This is a genomic window from Photobacterium sp. NCIMB 13483, from assembly GCF_003025475.1.
Classification (GTDB): Bacteria; Pseudomonadota; Gammaproteobacteria; order Enterobacterales; family Vibrionaceae; genus Photobacterium; species Photobacterium piscicola.
Map to the genome: position 1 here is coordinate 50,742 of NZ_PYLV01000026.1, position 17,018 is coordinate 67,759.

11 protein-coding genes are annotated in these 17,018 nt (G+C 41.5%); 8 read left to right on the forward strand and 3 right to left on the reverse strand.

What is annotated here, in order from left to right:
• The first annotated feature begins 233 nt into the window (after window positions 1–233).
• Window positions 234–368, forward strand: coding sequence for a hypothetical protein (locus C9I86_RS20355; protein WP_255418394.1), 135 nt, complete (start codon window positions 234–236; stop codon window positions 366–368).
• Window positions 369–887: 519 nt separating this feature from the next.
• A complete protein-coding gene (gene wecA / locus C9I86_RS16860; RefSeq protein WP_107277012.1) occupies window positions 888–1,961 on the forward strand; it encodes a UDP-N-acetylglucosamine--undecaprenyl-phosphate N-acetylglucosaminephosphotransferase in 1,074 nt (357 codons plus the stop codon).
• Window positions 1,962–2,059: 98 nt separating this feature from the next.
• On the opposite strand, the gene C9I86_RS16865 is transcribed toward wecA, so the two are convergent.
• Together C9I86_RS16865 and C9I86_RS16870 are read right to left on the reverse strand one after the other, a co-directional pair.
• Complete coding sequence (locus C9I86_RS16865) at window positions 2,060–2,746, reverse strand: N-acetylmuramoyl-L-alanine amidase (RefSeq protein WP_241956910.1); 687 nt, start codon at window positions 2,744–2,746, stop codon at window positions 2,060–2,062.
• On the reverse strand, window positions 2,743–3,618 hold the full coding sequence (locus C9I86_RS16870) for an alpha/beta hydrolase (RefSeq protein WP_107277014.1): 876 nt from the start codon (window positions 3,616–3,618) through the stop codon (window positions 2,743–2,745). The genes C9I86_RS16865 and C9I86_RS16870 overlap by 4 nt, the downstream gene beginning before the upstream one ends.
• A 230-nt stretch (window positions 3,619–3,848) precedes the next feature.
• Here C9I86_RS16870 and C9I86_RS16875 point away from each other — a divergent pair, with 230 nt between their 5' ends.
• Window positions 3,849–5,222 carry an MBL fold metallo-hydrolase RNA specificity domain-containing protein gene (locus tag C9I86_RS16875; RefSeq protein WP_107277015.1) on the forward strand — a complete coding sequence of 458 codons (1,374 nt, stop codon included), beginning with the start codon at window positions 3,849–3,851 and terminating at the stop codon, window positions 5,220–5,222.
• Window positions 5,215–5,505, forward strand: coding sequence for a GIY-YIG nuclease family protein (locus C9I86_RS16880; RefSeq protein ID WP_107277016.1), 291 nt, complete (start codon window positions 5,215–5,217; stop codon window positions 5,503–5,505). Before C9I86_RS16875 ends, C9I86_RS16880 begins: the two co-directional genes overlap by 8 nt.
• A 930-nt stretch (window positions 5,506–6,435) precedes the next feature.
• Here C9I86_RS16880 and mnmC read toward each other — a convergent pair.
• Window positions 6,436–8,580 carry a bifunctional tRNA (5-methylaminomethyl-2-thiouridine)(34)-methyltransferase MnmD/FAD-dependent 5-carboxymethylaminomethyl-2-thiouridine(34) oxidoreductase MnmC gene (gene mnmC / locus C9I86_RS16885; RefSeq protein ID WP_107277017.1) on the reverse strand — a complete coding sequence of 715 codons (2,145 nt, stop codon included), beginning with the start codon at window positions 8,578–8,580 and terminating at the stop codon, window positions 6,436–6,438.
• Window positions 8,581–8,974: 394 nt separating this feature from the next.
• Between mnmC and fabB the strand changes: the two genes are divergently transcribed.
• The 4 genes from fabB to C9I86_RS16905 all read left to right on the forward strand — a co-directional run bounded on the left by fabB (window position 8,975) and on the right by C9I86_RS16905 (window position 16,557).
• Complete coding sequence (gene fabB, locus C9I86_RS16890; RefSeq protein WP_080158005.1) at window positions 8,975–10,189, forward strand: beta-ketoacyl-ACP synthase I; 1,215 nt, start codon at window positions 8,975–8,977, stop codon at window positions 10,187–10,189.
• A gap of 752 nt (window positions 10,190–10,941) precedes the next feature.
• A complete protein-coding gene (locus C9I86_RS16895; RefSeq protein WP_107277018.1) occupies window positions 10,942–12,117 on the forward strand; it encodes a 4-phosphoerythronate dehydrogenase in 1,176 nt (391 codons plus the stop codon).
• Window positions 12,114–13,127, forward strand: a complete 1,014-nt coding sequence (locus C9I86_RS16900; protein ID WP_080158003.1) for an aspartate-semialdehyde dehydrogenase — start codon at window positions 12,114–12,116, stop codon at window positions 13,125–13,127. The genes C9I86_RS16895 and C9I86_RS16900 overlap by 4 nt, the downstream gene beginning before the upstream one ends.
• Before the next feature lie 313 nt (window positions 13,128–13,440).
• Window positions 13,441–16,557: a FimV/HubP family polar landmark protein gene (locus C9I86_RS16905; RefSeq protein WP_107277019.1), complete on the forward strand. Its 3,117-nt coding sequence runs from the start codon at window positions 13,441–13,443 to the stop codon at window positions 16,555–16,557.
• Window positions 16,558–17,018 lie beyond the last annotated feature (461 nt).

The window sequence follows — 17,018 nt, forward strand, 5'->3', positions numbered from 1 at the left end:
CCTTTCTCCTCGTTCCCTTTTTGACTCATTAAATAAGCACTAAAATGCTTACTATAAAAATAAGTTATAACTACTGCCGTGTATTGTCGTCATATTTTTGACGGTTATGCTTTTTGTCACAAATATACCTTAAATGTATTCTTTTGTGTGGATCATGATTAATGCTGTGCATATACTGTGCAAATAGAACAGGACGTTGTTCAGAATATTTATATATTTAAGAGTGAAGTGATATGCAACTGTTAAAGCAATTTATGGCGTGGTTAAGCAAACTTGATGAGTACGATAAGCAAGCAAAGCAAATGCGTCGTGAAGATCGTCTTGGCGAATATGACTACAGTTCAGAACTTATAAAAACGAAAAAGTAGTCATTATTTTAATTTGTTGTTATATCAATTTATAAAACAACAATAACAGTTACAGCCTAATATATAATATTTAAGAAACCACAATTCATATTCTTATTGAATGATTGTGGTTTTTTTGTGTTTGTTATTTAATACTTATTAAAATATCCATACGTTATTTGTATTTCTGTGCCTATATTTATTTGCCAAATTAATTTCTGCTGTTTTTAAGTGCGTTTTATTGCTTTTGTTTTATTGGCGCTGAATAGCTGTTTAATTATAAAAATATTAATTTAACTAATTGTTTATAATATATTTTTCTTGGTTGTTTCTTTTTCTTTATTATTTATTATGTTTAATTTATCTTAAAGATTCTTGCTTTGACAGTTTTGCGTTTTTATTCCTTTAGCTATTAATTTCTCTGTAATATGGTGCCTGTAGTTTCTGTTATTAAGTTAATTTCAAAGTTATCATTTAAATGAATACCTTTGTTTAAATTGATAATAAATTTTACTTTAAATCACAGGTAAATATTTAATTATGGAATATTCATATATATTTGTTTTTGTGTTGTCGTTTGTTACTTTATTTATTATGCGTAAGGTCGCAAAGAGAATTGGTTTAGTTGATAAGCCGAATGCACGTAAGCATCATCAAGGTGTTATACCTTTAGTTGGTGGTATCTCCGTTTTTATTGCGTTTTCTATTGCCGCGTTATTGATTTTACCTGTTAATTTAACCCTTTTGTTGTATCTCGGTTGTAGTTTGATTTTATTGGTTGTTGGTGTCGTTGATGATTATTTCGATATTAGCTTTAAAATACGATTAGTTGTACAAGCGGGTATCGCGTTAGCAATGATTATTTTCGGTGGACTTTCATTAGATAACCTCGGCTATTTAATGGGCAGTGAAACTCTACAATTGTCTCCTGTTATTGGTGGCATTATAACCGTGGTCGCATTTATTGGAGCGATTAATGCTTTCAATATGGTCGATGGTATTGATGGCTTGCTGGGGGGGTTAGCCTCTGTCACATTCTCCGCCATGGGGTATGTGTTCTATATTCATGGTAATAGTGAATTAGCTCTTTTCTGTGGCTTATTAGTAACGGCAATGGTGCCATATATAATGCTGAACCTTGGGTTGCCTTTTGGACGACGCTTTAAAGTCTTTATGGGGGATGCAGGCAGTGTGTTTATCGGATTTACAGTGGTATGGTTATTGGTTCGTGGTACGCAAGAAGCAAATATCGTCGCGTTTAAACCGGTTACTGCATTGTGGTTAATTGCGATTCCATTGATGGACATGGCAACAATAATGATCCGTCGAGTACGTAAAGGTCAATCACCGTTTAAGCCTGATCGTGAACATTTACACCATATTTGTCAGCGCATGGGATTATCGTCACGATTAACACTGTTTGTTATTTGTCTGCTTGCGATTAATTGTGCCGCGATTGGTATTTGGGCTGAAACGGCCAGAATTAATGAATCAACCATGTTTATTGCTTTCTTAGTGATGTTTGTTTGTTACTTTACGGTGATTAATTATATTTGGCGTATTACCGCTGTTGTTAAGCGCTTATTTGGTCTTCCGACAATACACCGAGCATAAGTTACTCCTTGAAGAGTTAAATAATAACAATCAAGAAAAAACAAAGACGACGTTGCTTCTGTTTTTTCTTGATACTTTTGGGTTTAACTTACTCTAGTTTATAGCCACGTTTTATCTGCTTTTCTTGTCTCTTGTCTCTTGTCTCTTGTCTCTTGTTTATCTTTTTGCTTCTGCTTCTCCTCACGGCACCATGCCAAAATCCCTTTTACATGATAATCAATAATTTTCTGTCGGCCTTTCGGTGACATTAAAATTAAACAACATTCGATTTCATTATCCATAAAGAAATTTTCAGTTAATACCGCTGCCATGTGTGTTTTTCTGAGCATATAAAAGCCGCGCTCTTTATCGCTGTCGCCATCGCTATAATCACTTCGAAGTGGTTTATTGGGAAACACTTGCGTAAAAGCGTGGGTGATATGATCGGCAACAATGTCGCTGCTGGTTTGGCCGCGGCTGGTGTAAATCTCAAATCCTTTGCCTCCGCCAGCATTGGCATGGACTGAAATTAATAAACATTGATGATGAGGGTATTGGGTTGCTAAATGGTTGGCACGATTAACGCGAGTACGAAGGCTGATATCTTCTCGCTCTGGTACAATAATTTTATTCTCAATGCCATGTAAAGTCAGTGTTTGGCTGATCCCTTGAGTGATAGCACGATTAAATTCCCCTTCAAATAATTGTTTACCGTTGGACCATAATGGTGAGCGTTTGCCTGCGGTTTGATAAATACCATTAATAATGCCGCCATGACCGGGATCTAACAGAATAAAGGGCTTCATAATGTCACCTTTGGAATACCGTATTTCGCGATAACATCACTCCATAAATAACCATAAGATTTGTGTGAATTACCCGGATAGTGATTGGTAATGTAATAATCTTGAGGCTGTATTTGATGACGATTAGCAAGGTAATCATCGCTTAAATCATGATCGATACACACGATGTCGGTTTTATCACTGACGTTGATCCATTGCTCGGTAACACAATCAGGCGTGGCTAACTTTTTGACACTGGGCTGGTGAGTGATTTTGGGTAAAAAGCCTTTAACGCTGGTGAGTCCAAGTGGAGAGCCAAAGGTAAACCAAGTGCTGATTTGTGGCGGGGTAGTTTGGCGACTAAGCTGGTGGAGAACGTTATAAGCGATCACGGTGCCCATTGAATGGCTAAGTAAAATGATTGGTCGATGTTGGTATTGATTAAGCAGCTTTATTAATGGTTGTTCGACAGCTCGCTGATAGCTTGAATCATGAAAATAGTAATGGATATCTGGCAGTAATGATTTTAAAAATGGCTTAGAGATAAAAGAGAAGATATTGAATTTATCTTCCATCCACTCTGCCATTTTAGTTGCCCAATGTGGTGATGTAGGAAGGGGAATTGGCTGCTCTTTGTCATGACGGTTATAAGTAGGTAACGGTTTTATGGTGTGAATCTGCGCAATCGCGTTGGTAGTCGCTGCTGATAACACTAAAGGTTGTTGGTAAAAGTGATCAGCATAATAGGCCATTTTAAAATCAATTTGAGGGTGTAATTGGGATTGGTTATAGCGTTGTAAGCCATGTTTAAGTGCTTGTTGCCAATGCGCACTTAGCGTTGTTGTCGGCAGTTTATTTCCTCTGCCATGAATAGCAATAATGATCGGATACATAATCGACAAGCTCTCTTAATTGATGATTAGAGCGCTATTACAGTTGATATGTGTTTGGTTGTATATTTTGGGGCGTTTTTTTGTGATCTAATATGTACTCCTTAATGTTTGTTACATTACATTAACATTGTAACGGCGAATGCTTCCTAGTTCTATCTGTTAACATTTCTAACAATATCAGTACGCTGGCATTATAGGACTTTTATTTATTACAAGCAGAGGGGATAGCAGTGAATATTGTTCATCATGGCGCGAAAACGGGAGTAACAGGATCATGTCATGAGCTTATTATGGGGGATAATAGTTTATTAATTGATTGTGGTTTATTCCAAGGAAAAGAAGCCCGTGATACGTTAGATATTGAATTTGATATTAATAATATAGCTGCATTATTACTGACTCATAGCCATATTGATCATATAGGCCGCTTGCCGTGGTTACTTGCGGCTGGGTTTTCTGGGCCTATTTACGCGACCGAGGCAACAGCAGGTTTAGTCCCCTTGATGTTAGAAGATGGACTTAAAATTCAGTTAGGGCTCAATAATAAGCAATGTGAAAAAGCATTGGCATTAATACACCAGCGTATTCGTCCGGTACCTTATGATTGCTGGGCACAAATTGTATTACCCACAGGTGAGTTAGTTAAGATTCGTTTTCGTCCGGCAGGGCATATTTTAGGTTCGGCCTATATTGAAATTAAATTGCCGACCAATGAAATAGTGGTTTTTAGTGGCGATCTTGGACCTAAAAATACGCCATTACTCACTGATCCTGTTCCACCGACATCTGCGCATACATTAGTAATTGAAAGTACGTATGGCGATAAACCTCACCACCCGCTTGAATATCGACAACGGGTATTAAAACAGATCATTGAGCGTTCATTGCAAGATGGTGGCGCAATTGTTATTCCTGCTTTTAGTGTCGGTCGTACTCAAGAATTGTTATTTGATCTCGAAAATATTATTGCAGAAGTGGATGTTGATCCTAATGAAGATCAAACCATTAAAAGGGTGTGGAAAACATTACCCGTAATATTGGATTCACCATTGGCACAAAAGGTAACGGAACAATATCGTCATTTTCATGAGCTATGGGCTAAAGAAGCCAAGCAACGACGTTATATGGGGCGACATCCATTAGCATTTGAACAATGCATTACCATTGATAGTCATGCAGATCATATTGAATTGGTTAATCGTCTTCAGCATTCAGGTGAGCCTGCGATCATTGTTGCCGCCAGCGGTATGTGCTCAGGTGGGCGAGTGGTAAATTATTTAAAAGCCTTGTTAGCAGATAAACGTACCGATGTTATTTTTGCAGGTTATCAAGCACAAGGTACCACCGGACGCGCATTAGTCGATGGCGAAAAAGTGATTAAAATTGATGATAAGGTGATTGATGTTGCGGCGCAGATTCACCAATTGTCAGGCTATTCTGCCCATGCTGCACAAGAGGATCTGGTCAGTTTTGTGGCTGATATAGAGCAAGGCCCACAAGTGATTAAAGTGGTGCATGGCGATCTTGAAGCACAGACGGCATTAGCGGCAGAGTTGAGGAAGGTTAAGCCTGAGGCTGAAATTATCGTGGCTGCAAGTGAATAAAAAGCCTGTGGTTTATATTTTGGCATCAGCTAATAAGCGGGTGTTGTATGTTGGAGTGACTAGCCAATTAGTCACTCGAATTTGGCAGCACAGAAATAATCTGGTCGGTGGCTTTTCGCATAAATATCAAGTACATAATTTAGTGCATTATGAACGATTTGATTCTATGACGACGGCGATTAAACGGGAGAAGCAATTAAAGAAATGGCGTCGAACGTGGAAAGAGCAATTAATTAAGGAGAATAATCCACAATGGCTAGATTTGTACGATAGTTTATTGTGATAACTCTTATTCTCTACAGCGAATGTCCGTCCCATCCCCGTCATTCCCTACAGCGAATGCCCGCGAGGGCGATAGGGAATCTACTGTTCGCGTGTTGTGGAGTCATTGAATTCACTGGTGTCTTTATGGCTCAAGCACGCGGTGAGTAGATCCCGGATAGCTTCGTGCCTCAGCTTCCGGGATGACGGGAAATAACCCCGTCATTCCCTACAGTGAATGCCCGCGAGGGCGATAGGGAATCTACTGTTCGCGCGTTGTGGAGTTATTGAATTCATTGGTATATTTAAGGCTCAATCACGCGGTGAGTAGATCCCGGATAGCTTCGTGCCTCACCTTCCGGGATGACGGGTAATAACCCCGTCATTCCCTACAGCGAATGCCCGCGAGGGCGATAGGGAATCTACTATTCGCGCGTTGTGGAGTTATTGAATTCACTGGCATCTTTATGGCTCAAGCACGCGGTGAGTAGATCCCGGATAGCTTCGTACCTCACCTTCCGGGATGACGGAAAATAACCCCGTCATTCCCTACAGTGAATGCCCGCGAGGGCGATAGGGAATCTACTGTTCGCGCGTTGTGGAGTTATTGAATTCACTGGTGTCTTTATGGCTCAATCACGCGGTGAGTAGATCCCGGATAGCTTCGTGCCTCACCTTCCGGGATGACGGGTAATGGGCTAAGTGAATGCCCGCGAGGGCGATAGTGAATCTACTATTCGCGCGTTGTGGAGTTATTGAATTCACTGGCATCTTTATGGCTCAAGCACGCGGTGAGTAGATCCCGGATAGCTTCGTGCCTCAACTTCTGGGATGACGGAAAATAACCCTGTCATTCCCTACTGTGAGGTTATGAACGAGATACTAAATCTATCGACACTCGCTATCTTTAATTTTGCTCTTCCTCGTCCCTAAAAATCTCGGCCCTCTAATCCTATGCTCTCACCTCTTTCCCACGTACTAATTTTCGCACCCACATTCGCCCAGGGTGGAGCGCATCTAGTACTGAGTGTGGCAGTGGTAATGGATCGCCACAAATTTGTGATGCTAATAATTCACCTAGTAAAGGTGCTGAACTTAACCCGCGCGAGCCTAAACCAACAATCGCAAATAAGTTTTGATAAACAGGGACATTTTGAGCGTAAAGCTGGTTATCTTTTAGATCCTGATATTGCTTAATCAAATCATCATAGCGACACACATTGCCAACAAACGGTAAATGATCGCGACTGGCACAACGGACGCCAATGCGCGCACGTGAGGGTTGATCGAATGCGTCAACATCAATCTCACTCGCCCATGAGGTTGTTGCAGGAACACTGTCTAATAAACGTTGCTTGTTTTGTTGTTGGTCTACTTCATTGTAATCAAGATCGCAATTACGACGTGCATAACTAGCGCCTATGCAATGACTGTCTGTATTGGTGTTAGCTGGCGTTAAATAGCCGTCGTAACACAATACTGTTTCCAGTTTGGTTAATTGTGCATTTGTTGGTACATGGCTAACTTGGCCGCGTACTGACGAGGTTGGAATTGGGGCTGTTTGTGGGTATTGATTAAAACGATGACCATTAGCCACAACAACGGTGGTGTGATCAGCCGTAGTACCATCAGCAAAGGTTAGTTGCCATTGTGAGTGATTAGATTCGGTTTTGATTTGCTCTAATGCCGTAACGTCACGGTTAAGGTGTAATGTCAGTTTGCCTGTTTTAACGGCAGATTCTATTAATGCTTGGGTTAACTGTTGTGGGCATAACCAGCCACCGAGCGGATAATTAACACTGCGACAATCAGTTTCAACACCTGTGATTGCAAGGGTTTGTTCAACGGTCAAACTTTGCACTAATGATGATGGAAAACCACCCGCTAACATACAATCTAATTTTTGGGTCTGGCGACCGAGTTTTTTATCATTAGTTGTGATTGCGTGTTGTTTTTCTGTTTCAGTGAGATTTTTACCGTTCTCATCCCACGCTAATTGGGTGACGCCACACCAATCATGATCAAATTGGCAGTATTGAGCCGCTTGTTCAACAAATTGACGTGCATAAATAAAGCCAGGCGCAAAAAAACGAGAGAGAGCGTCATGTTTACCGTTAAGAAGCGGGTAGACTGCGCCTTGACGATTGCCTGATGCGCCTTGGGCTAATTCGCTATCAGCACAATATAAGCTGACTGTTTGACCGCGGCGGATCAGTGAAATAGCGGTTGTAGCTGATGCGATACCACCACCAATAATGGCGATATCAGTTGGCTCTGATTGCGCGGTTTGTTGTGAACTACGAGCAAACCACGGTTTAAAATTCGCTTGCTGGTGGTTTTTAATTATTGTACCCACGGTCATGTGACGCTTAACACCAAAACCTTTGGCTTTTTGAATATCAAAGCCCGCTTCACTGAGGCCTCGGCGGACAAAACCTGCCGCAGTAAAGGTTGCAACGGTACACCCAGGGCGCGCCATATTCGCCATATTATTGAACAGATCTTGACTCCACATTTCAGGGTTTTTCTTTGGTGCAAAACCATCTAAGAACCAAGCATCAACAAGGCCGTTATTGCCAACCCAAACTTGAGGCATACAGTCTTTAATGTCGCCAAACCATAAATCAAGGGTGATCATGCCATTTTCAAGCACAATACGGTGACAATCTGCAACTGCGGGGGGATAATGTTGATCAAGCTTTTGAGTGAACTCGGCTAGTTCTGGCCATACTTGGTGTGCTTTGAGGAGATCTTGTTTAGTAATTGGGGCTTTTTCAAAGCTAATAAAGTGTAATTCTTTGACGGTTGCGTCTGGGTGTTGCTCACGAAAGGCTTTAAATGTTTGCCACAATGCAAAAAAATTAAGTCCAGTACCAAACCCTGTTTCTGCAACGACAAATCGACGTCGATCAAAATCATGCCAGCGCTCAGGTAAACCATTTTGTTTGATGAACACATAACGTGTTTCTTCTAGTCCGTCGTCATTTGAGAAATAGATATCATCAAAGTCGGTGGATAATGGGCTACCAACGTCATTCCAATCAAGGATGGCATTTTCAATCCGGAGTGTAGACTGTGCAGGGGTAGGACGAGACAAAACGAACCTCTTGTTTAGCTGCTGAGCATTTTGCCACCATTTTATGCATGAAAATGCATCAATTAGGGGTTCTAAATGCGATTGTAGGGCAATTTTGATTAGATTGTACCTGAAATACAGGAAAGCTGACCACTTTTCAGGAGCAAAGCCGTTATAGTTCTCGTACTAAACAATCGTTAACTTTTTTGTTTATTTTTAAAGAAGAAGGTTAAATTAGACAATATCGGCCCAAACATCTTTAATATCGCGTGTTTTCGTTCGCTATAGCAAACGAAATAGGGAATGTGAGCGCAGATTTTAAAGCCGTTTGGGACGTATTCTAGTCATTGAGATAGGGCAGTCATTGTTCTATAAAATGAGTAGGTATTTCCATTAATATCACTAGGAATTCATCATGAAACGAGCCGTAATTACAGGCATGGGTATTGTATCTAGTATCGGTAACAACGTTGCTGAAGTATTAGAATCCCTAAAAACTGGTAAATCAGGTATTAACTACTCTGAGCAATTCGCTGAAATGAAATTGCGTTCAAATGTTTGGGGTGATCTAAAAATCACACCGTCTGAGCACATTGATCGTAAAAAAATGCGTTTCATGGGTGATGCGGCTGCGTTTGCTTACCTATCTATGGAACAAGCGGTTGCGGATTCTGGTCTAGCGGAAGATCAAGTATCTAACGAGCGTACTGGTTTAGTTGCAGGTTCTGGTGGTGCATCATCATACAACCAATACCATGCAGTCGACACTCTACGTGAAAAAGGCGTTAAGCGTGTAGGTCCTTACATGGTACCACGTACTATGTCTTCAACTGTTTCTGCATGTCTAGCAACACCATTTAAAATTCGTGGTGTTAACTACACAATGAGTTCTGCATGTGCAACATCTGCACATTGTATCGGTCACGCGGTTGAGCTTATTCAACTAGGCAAACAAGATGTTGTTTTTGCTGGTGGCGGTGAAGAACTTGATTGGTCACTAACCATGATGTTTGATGCAATGGGCGCGTTGTCTACTAAGTACAACGATGATCCATCAAAAGCATCACGCACTTACGATGCAGACCGTGACGGTTTCGTTATCTCTGGCGGCGGCGGCATGGTAGTTGTTGAAGAACTTGAGCACGCATTAGCGCGTGGCGCAAAAATCTACGGTGAGATCGTAGGTTATGGCGCAACATCTGACGGCTACGACATGGTAGCACCATCAGGTGAAGGCGCAGTGCGTTGTATGAAGATGGCAATGAAAGATCTTGATGCACCTGTTGACTACATCAACACTCACGGTACATCAACACCTGTTGGCGATCTAAAAGAGCTTGGTGCTATTCAAGAGCTATTTAGCGATCACAGCCCTGCTATCTCTGCAACTAAAGCAATGACTGGTCACGCACTAGGTGCGGCTGGTGTTCACGAAGCTATCTACTCAACGCTAATGCTTGAGCATGGTTTTGTTGCGCCAAGTATCAACATTGAAAACCTAGACGAAGCGGCTAAAGGCCTTGATATCGTGACTGAAAAGCGCGATGTTGAACTTAAGACTGTTATGTCTAACAGCTTTGGTTTCGGTGGTACAAACGCAACGCTAGTGATTAAGAAGTACGAAGCGTAATTAAGGAAGAGCAGGGGCGAGGTTTCGAGTAACGAGGCTTTGTGTCTGATAATCCACAGCATAAAAAAGCGATAGGTGAAAGCCTGTCGCTTTTTTGTATGTGTGGGTTTTGAGGCGCGAGGAAGAGCAGGGGCGAGGTTTCGAGAATAAAACAAAAACAGAGACGAGGTTTTAGGGCTGGTGGAGAGCCGAAGACGGTAATACGGTATATATAATAGCGTCTATTTTATTCAGATATATGAAGTGCGGATAGTTCTACATTTTTTTATGGGGAGATAATGTATAAATAGATAGTATATGTTTTATTAGTATTATCTATGCGGGAAATGGATTATGGATAGATTAAAACCGTGTCGTAAGTGTGGGAAATTTTTATTTACAACCGCAACTTGTTGTCCTTGTTGTTATTTGTATTATCCGTTTAAAAAAAATATATACAGTAAAATATTTTACTTTTTTTTATTATTTAGTGCGATATATGCAGTGAGTTATATTATTTTTCTGCTTTATTTTGATCACTTTTGATAATCACTTTGTTATATGTTGTTCATTCATTATTTTGAGTATTATCAACATGCCAGATGACATTTAAAGATAAATTAGGAATAAGTGTTAGGCTTGTTCTTTTACTTCTATAATTTCGCCACTTCGAACTCTCACCTCTCGTCACTTCGAACTCTCGCCACCTGTTCCTCTCTCCTATATAATCTCCTGCGCGAACCTTTATTTTGAATTTTTGCTACAGGACGTATATGAAAATCCTTATCGATGAAAACATGCCTTATGCTCAGGAATTATTTAGCCAGTTAGGCGACGTTATTGCAAAACCTGGACGTACATTAACCGCTGATGATTTAGTTGGCATTGATGCTTTAATGATCCGTTCTGTAACCAAAGTAAACGCTGATCTGATTGCTAAAGCCGACAAACTTAAATTTGTGGGTACTGCAACTGCGGGTCAAGATCATGTTGATCAGGATTTATTAGCCGCCAAGGGCATTACATTTACCGCAGCACCTGGTTGTAACAAAGTGGGTGTGGCTGAATATGTGTTAAGTAGCTTGATGGTACTAGGTCAGCAGCAGGATTTTTCAATTTTTGATCGCACTATTGGCATTATTGGTGCTGGTAATGTGGGAACGTATTTAGCGAAATGTTTGGATGCTTTGGGTATTCGTTATTTATTAAACGATCCCTTAAAGCAAGCTCAAGGTGATGAACGTCAGTTTGATTCACTTGAGCGTTTATTGGCTGAGTGTGATGTGATCACAGTCCATACCCCGATTACACGTAGTGGTGAATACCCAACTCATCATTTAATCGATGCTCACTTTTTAGCGGCAATGCAGCCCAATGCGATTTTAATTAATGCTGCTCGTGGTCCTGTGGTGGATAACCAAGCGTTAAAACAGGCATTACAAGCTTCAGTTGATGGCAGTGGTAAAGCATTAACTGCGGTATTAGATGTATTTGAACAAGAGCCGTTAGTTGATTTAGCATTATTACCGTTATTAGCATTTGCTACTCCCCATGTGGCGGGATACGGCCTTGAAGGCAAAGCACGTGGCACTACAATGGTGTTTAACCGTTTTTGTCAGTTTTTAAGTAATGATCACCATGCGTTAGCGAGTGATTTATTACCGGTTGCACCTGTACCTCAGGTGCAATTAAGCCGAAAATGGGATGAAGCGACGTTATTTAGCTTGATCCAATTAGTTTATGATGTTCGTAAAGATGACGGTATTTTCCGTCGTGAAATGTTAGCGGCTGGTGACGATAACAGCAAAATGGCTATCGCATTTGATCTAATGCGTAAAAATTACAGGGATCGACGTGAATATAGTGCGATTACAGTAGCGGCGAAGGCCGAGTTTGCGGTAGAGTCGCTGGCTAAATTAGGTTTTACAGTAGTAGAGGTCACTCAATGAGTCAGGAATATGATATCGCAATACTCGGCGCAACAGGCGCAGTAGGCGAAGCTATGGTCGAAGTGCTAGAAGCACGCAATTTTCCTGTTCGCAATCTTTACTTGCTGGCAAGTGATCGTAGCGCAGGTAAAGCGTTACGTTTTAAAGGTAAATCAACCCGCGTTCGTAATGTAGAAGATTTCGACTGGAGCCAAGTGCAAATTGCTTTGTTCTCAGCGGGTGCTGAAGCATCACGCCATTGGGCACCGATTGCCGCAGAGCAAGGCGTAGTTGTTATCGATAATACTTCTGAATTCCGTTATGAATATGATGTACCGTTAGTGATTCCAGAAGTAAACCCTGAAGCGATTGCGGATTACCGTAACCGTAACATTATTGCTAACCCTAACTGTTCAACGATTCAAATGTTAGTTGCACTGAAGCCGATTCAAGATGCTTACGGTATTGATCGTATTAACGTTGCGACTTACCAATCAGTTTCTGGTTCTGGTCGTAAAGGTATCGATGAACTAGCAGGGCAAACAGCGAAATTGCTTAATGGTTTGCCTATCGAAACTAAAGCTTACGATAAGCAAATTGCATTTAACTGTATTCCACAGATTGATGAGTTTATGGACAACGGCTACACCAAAGAAGAAATGAAAATGGTGTGGGAAACACAAAAGATTTTAGGCGATGCTAGTATTCGTGTGAATCCAACCTGTGTGCGTGTGTCTTCATTCTTTGGTCATGGCGAAGCGGTGCATGTTGAAACACATCAACCAATCGTATTAGAAGAAGCCATTAACTTACTTGAAAATACGGATGGTATCGAAGTCTTCCCTGGCAACGAATACCCAACTCAAGTTACCGATGCAGTAGGCAAAGATCATGTAATGGTTGGTCGTATTCGTGAAGATATTAGTCACCCATGTGGTCTAAACATGTGGATTGTGGCTGATAACGTTCGTAAAGGCGCGGCAACTAACAGTGTTCAGATTGCTGAAAAATTAATTGCAGACTATTTGTAATTAACAGCAATAAAAGTAAGGTCTAGATCGCGTTATTACTGTGTATCAACACGAATAGTGCGAACAAACTTGCTAACACAATAACAAAGCGATGGGTGCAAGCCTGTCGCTTTTTTATTTCGTTAGCTGCTTGCTTTTCTTTTGCTGATAACTTGACATAATATGGCGCTTATTATGATTAAATATAGCTATTCAAGCTTTATTGATATTGGTCGTTATTATTAGGTCGTTATCACCAGAAACTATTATTTCGAATTTGTTGCCATGCGACGATTTCGGGCAATTTTATCTCTGCCAAAGAGGAATGTAGGCAGTGTCTAACATCCCAAAAATACTTAAACGTATGGTACTACCGGTAGCTTTTGTTACTATTTCTTCTTACTTACCGGTAGTGAATGCCAATACTATACGTATCGTCGGTCCCGAGAGTGAAGATAGCTCGTACGCAACTCTTAATCGAGATGCGACTACGGGTCAGTTGACCATACCGACAAAACAGTTTTCAACATCGTCGTCAATGGCGCGTAATTATGGCCCAACCTATGAAAATGAAACGTTATGGGGCATTGCTTCACGCCATTTACCCAATAAAAACGTGTCTATTTTTAAAGTTATTGGCGCTATTTATAATTTAAATCGTGATGCGTTTGAAAATAATAATATTCACTCATTGTTGCCGGGTAGTTACCTAAAATTACCGACAATGGATCAAATCCAACAACAACGTGTGAGTTCAGTCAGCCGTAAATTAGCGGCAGATCAATTACGTGCGCCTTATGCTACGGAATTAGAAAAAAGACGTCTAGCTGAAGAACAATTAGCCAAACAGCAAGCTGCTGCCGCTAAAGCCCCGCGAGTGATTAAGTTATCACCGAAGCCCTCGTTAACCCCAGTTAAGGCCGAGCCTAACACAACACCTGAAACCGATATTGATCCAGAAGTAGCATCGACAGCGGCAAATGTTGCCACGGCCGCTATCGTAAAAGATGCAGTGTTAACCGATGTAAGTGAAGTTGATGAGGGTAACTCGACTGTTGTGCCTTTGAAACCACAACAGCCACAAGTTGATGTCACTGATGTTAAAATGAATGCGCTAGTAGAAAGTAACCATGCATTACGGTTACGATTATCCGCTATGCAGCAAGATATGGATGCATTAAAAGATCAAATCACGGAAAGTGACAGCATTCGTCAAAAAATGGTGTCGTTTTTAGAGCAACAACAGCCTCAACAACTTGAAACGCCAGTCGCAACAACATGGCTTGAGCGCTTCACTAGTAATCCATGGGCATTAGCTGCTGCTGGCATTATTCCTGGTGGTTTGATAGCGGCATTATTAGCATTATTGTTCTTCCGTCGTAAAAAAGATGAGCCTCAACAGCCATCATTACCAGCACCAACGATGGATGATAACGACAATACGATCGCTGTTGTGCCACCGATAGATTTCGTTGGTAATGATCATGATGACGACCTTGATGATTTATTTGCCGATGATGATTTGTTTGCAGATATAGAGCCTAACCAACTTGATAAAAAACAAGATACCGTTGTCGCACCGGCAACAGAGGTTGTTAACACAGCAGAAACAGAAGCCTCTCAAGCTGTAAATGCGTCACCAAAGACAGATTTTGATGATGATGCATTTGATAACAGTTTTGGTTCTATTTCGGTCTCTAACGATAATGCTATCGGTCTAGAAGATATGGAACGGGCATTGGATGAGTTTGATGCCAAGCCTGAGCCAAGTGCCGATGAAGCGTTGGCTGCGTTATGGGAAAAATCCCTAAGCGAAGAAGATAATGCTAATTTTGATTTGTCTGAATATGACGAAGTAACGCCATCCTCAACAGCTTTAGTGGCAGCAGAGGATAGTGATACTGAGAAGCAACTTTCTGATCAAGCGTTATTAGATGAGATTCTGCAACAAGCGCAAGCATCAAGCTCTGATGCTAAGAAGTCAGAAGCTGAGATAGAAGGAACGACGGTTGTTTCTCAAGATGAGTTGGATGCGTTATTTACCCAATTTAATCATGATTTACCTGATATTACTTCAACAACGACACCAACAGAAACTAACGACAGCGACTCATTATTTGCTGAAAATAGCACTGAATTATTAGATGATTTAGTTGCAGATGATGATGCTAAGTCATTGGATAGCGAGATTGAGCTAGCTGAAAACAGTACTGCATTGCTAGATGAATTACTTGCCGATGAAAGTGATGCTCAAGCCGTAACATCTGACATTAAGTTTGACGAAAATAGTACTGATTTATTAGATGAGCTGTTAGCGGCTGATCCCGCAACAACCGCATTTAATCTTGATGATTTGCCCGAGTTTGATGAGCAAGCCGCGTTTGATCACTATGATGATGAAATGTCAGCGTTGCCAGCGGCCGATGCGGTGCATAACGCACCTTTAAGCCTTGATGACTTACCTGAGTTTGATGAAACTTCTGCCTTTGATGATCCACAAGCCTCACCATTAGAGCAAATGGATGATCGCTCTGAGATTGATGAGCAAGTGGCAATCGATAATGTTACGCGTCAATTACAACAAGCAGCACAAGCCGCGGAACAACGTCAACCCGCACCAGTAGAAGCAAGCACGACGACTACAGAGTCTGAATACTCTCCGTTTGATACTGCGCGCCATTTGGAATATGCGTTTGATAACATTGATGTTAGCACGCTACCGGAGTTTGACGAAAATGAGGCTTTATTTGCATCATTTGAAGAGCAACATGAGCTAGAGCAATACGCACTTGAGTGTGGTTTTAAATCACAAGCAGGCGCCGATGATGCCGCTGAGGTTGATCAATCACCTGAAGCGAAACAAGATCGGGTTGATTCTGCTGGCTTAGATATGGATGCGTTGTTGTTTGATGATGCTGATGCAACAACGATAACACCGCAGCGTGGATTGAATAATGATGAACGTGATCAGTTATTAGCCACGACTGTTGATAGCGATATTGCTGATAATGAAGATGTATTAGCGGAAGATGAAGCGGCAGTTTGGAAGGGCGTAGCAGCAGAGCCTGAACTTGTGAGTGAAGATTGGTCTAAACAGCCTGATCTTGCACAAGCTGATATTAAAACAGCGCCATCGACATTATCAAACTACATCAGTATTGATGAGTTGCTAGCAGATGATCCGAATTATCATCAAGACGATCCTGATGAAAAACCGTTAAACCTTGATGTGGGTTTAAAGGATTTCCCTGATATGTTCGCCAATATTCGTCAGTTTGATGTGGATAGTGCGGGGGAATATGCAGGGCAGTTGGATCTTGCGAAAGCGTATCTAGAAATGAACGATATTGGTGGCGCAGTTGATTTGCTACAAGATATCGTTTTAAAAGGTGACGGCGAGACAAAAGCAGAAGCAAATGCCTTGCTAGATAAGTTTAAAGCGAAGAAGTAAGCATATCTAGGGACGAGGAAAGAGCAGGGACGAGGTTTCGAGTTTCGAGATAAAAAGCGATGGGTGCGAGCCTGTCGCTTTTTTTGTGCCTAAACCCTCGTGATTTTTTACAATGAATGCCCGTCCCAATCCGTTATTCCCTACAGTGAATGTCCGTCCCAACCCCGTCATTCCCTACAGCGAATGCCCGCGAGGGCGATAGGGAATCTACTGTTCGCGCGTTGTGGAGTTATTATTTTCATTGGTTTCTTTTAAGCTCAAGCACGTGGTGAGTAGATCCCGGATAGCTTCGTACCTCACCTTCCGGGATGACGGGAAATAACCCGTCATTCCTTACAGTGAATGTCCGTCCCAACCCCGTCATTCCCTACAGCGAATGCCCGCGAGGGCGATAGGGAATCTACTGTTCGCGCGTTGTGGAGTTATTATTTTCATTGGTTTCTTTTAAGCTCAAGCACGTG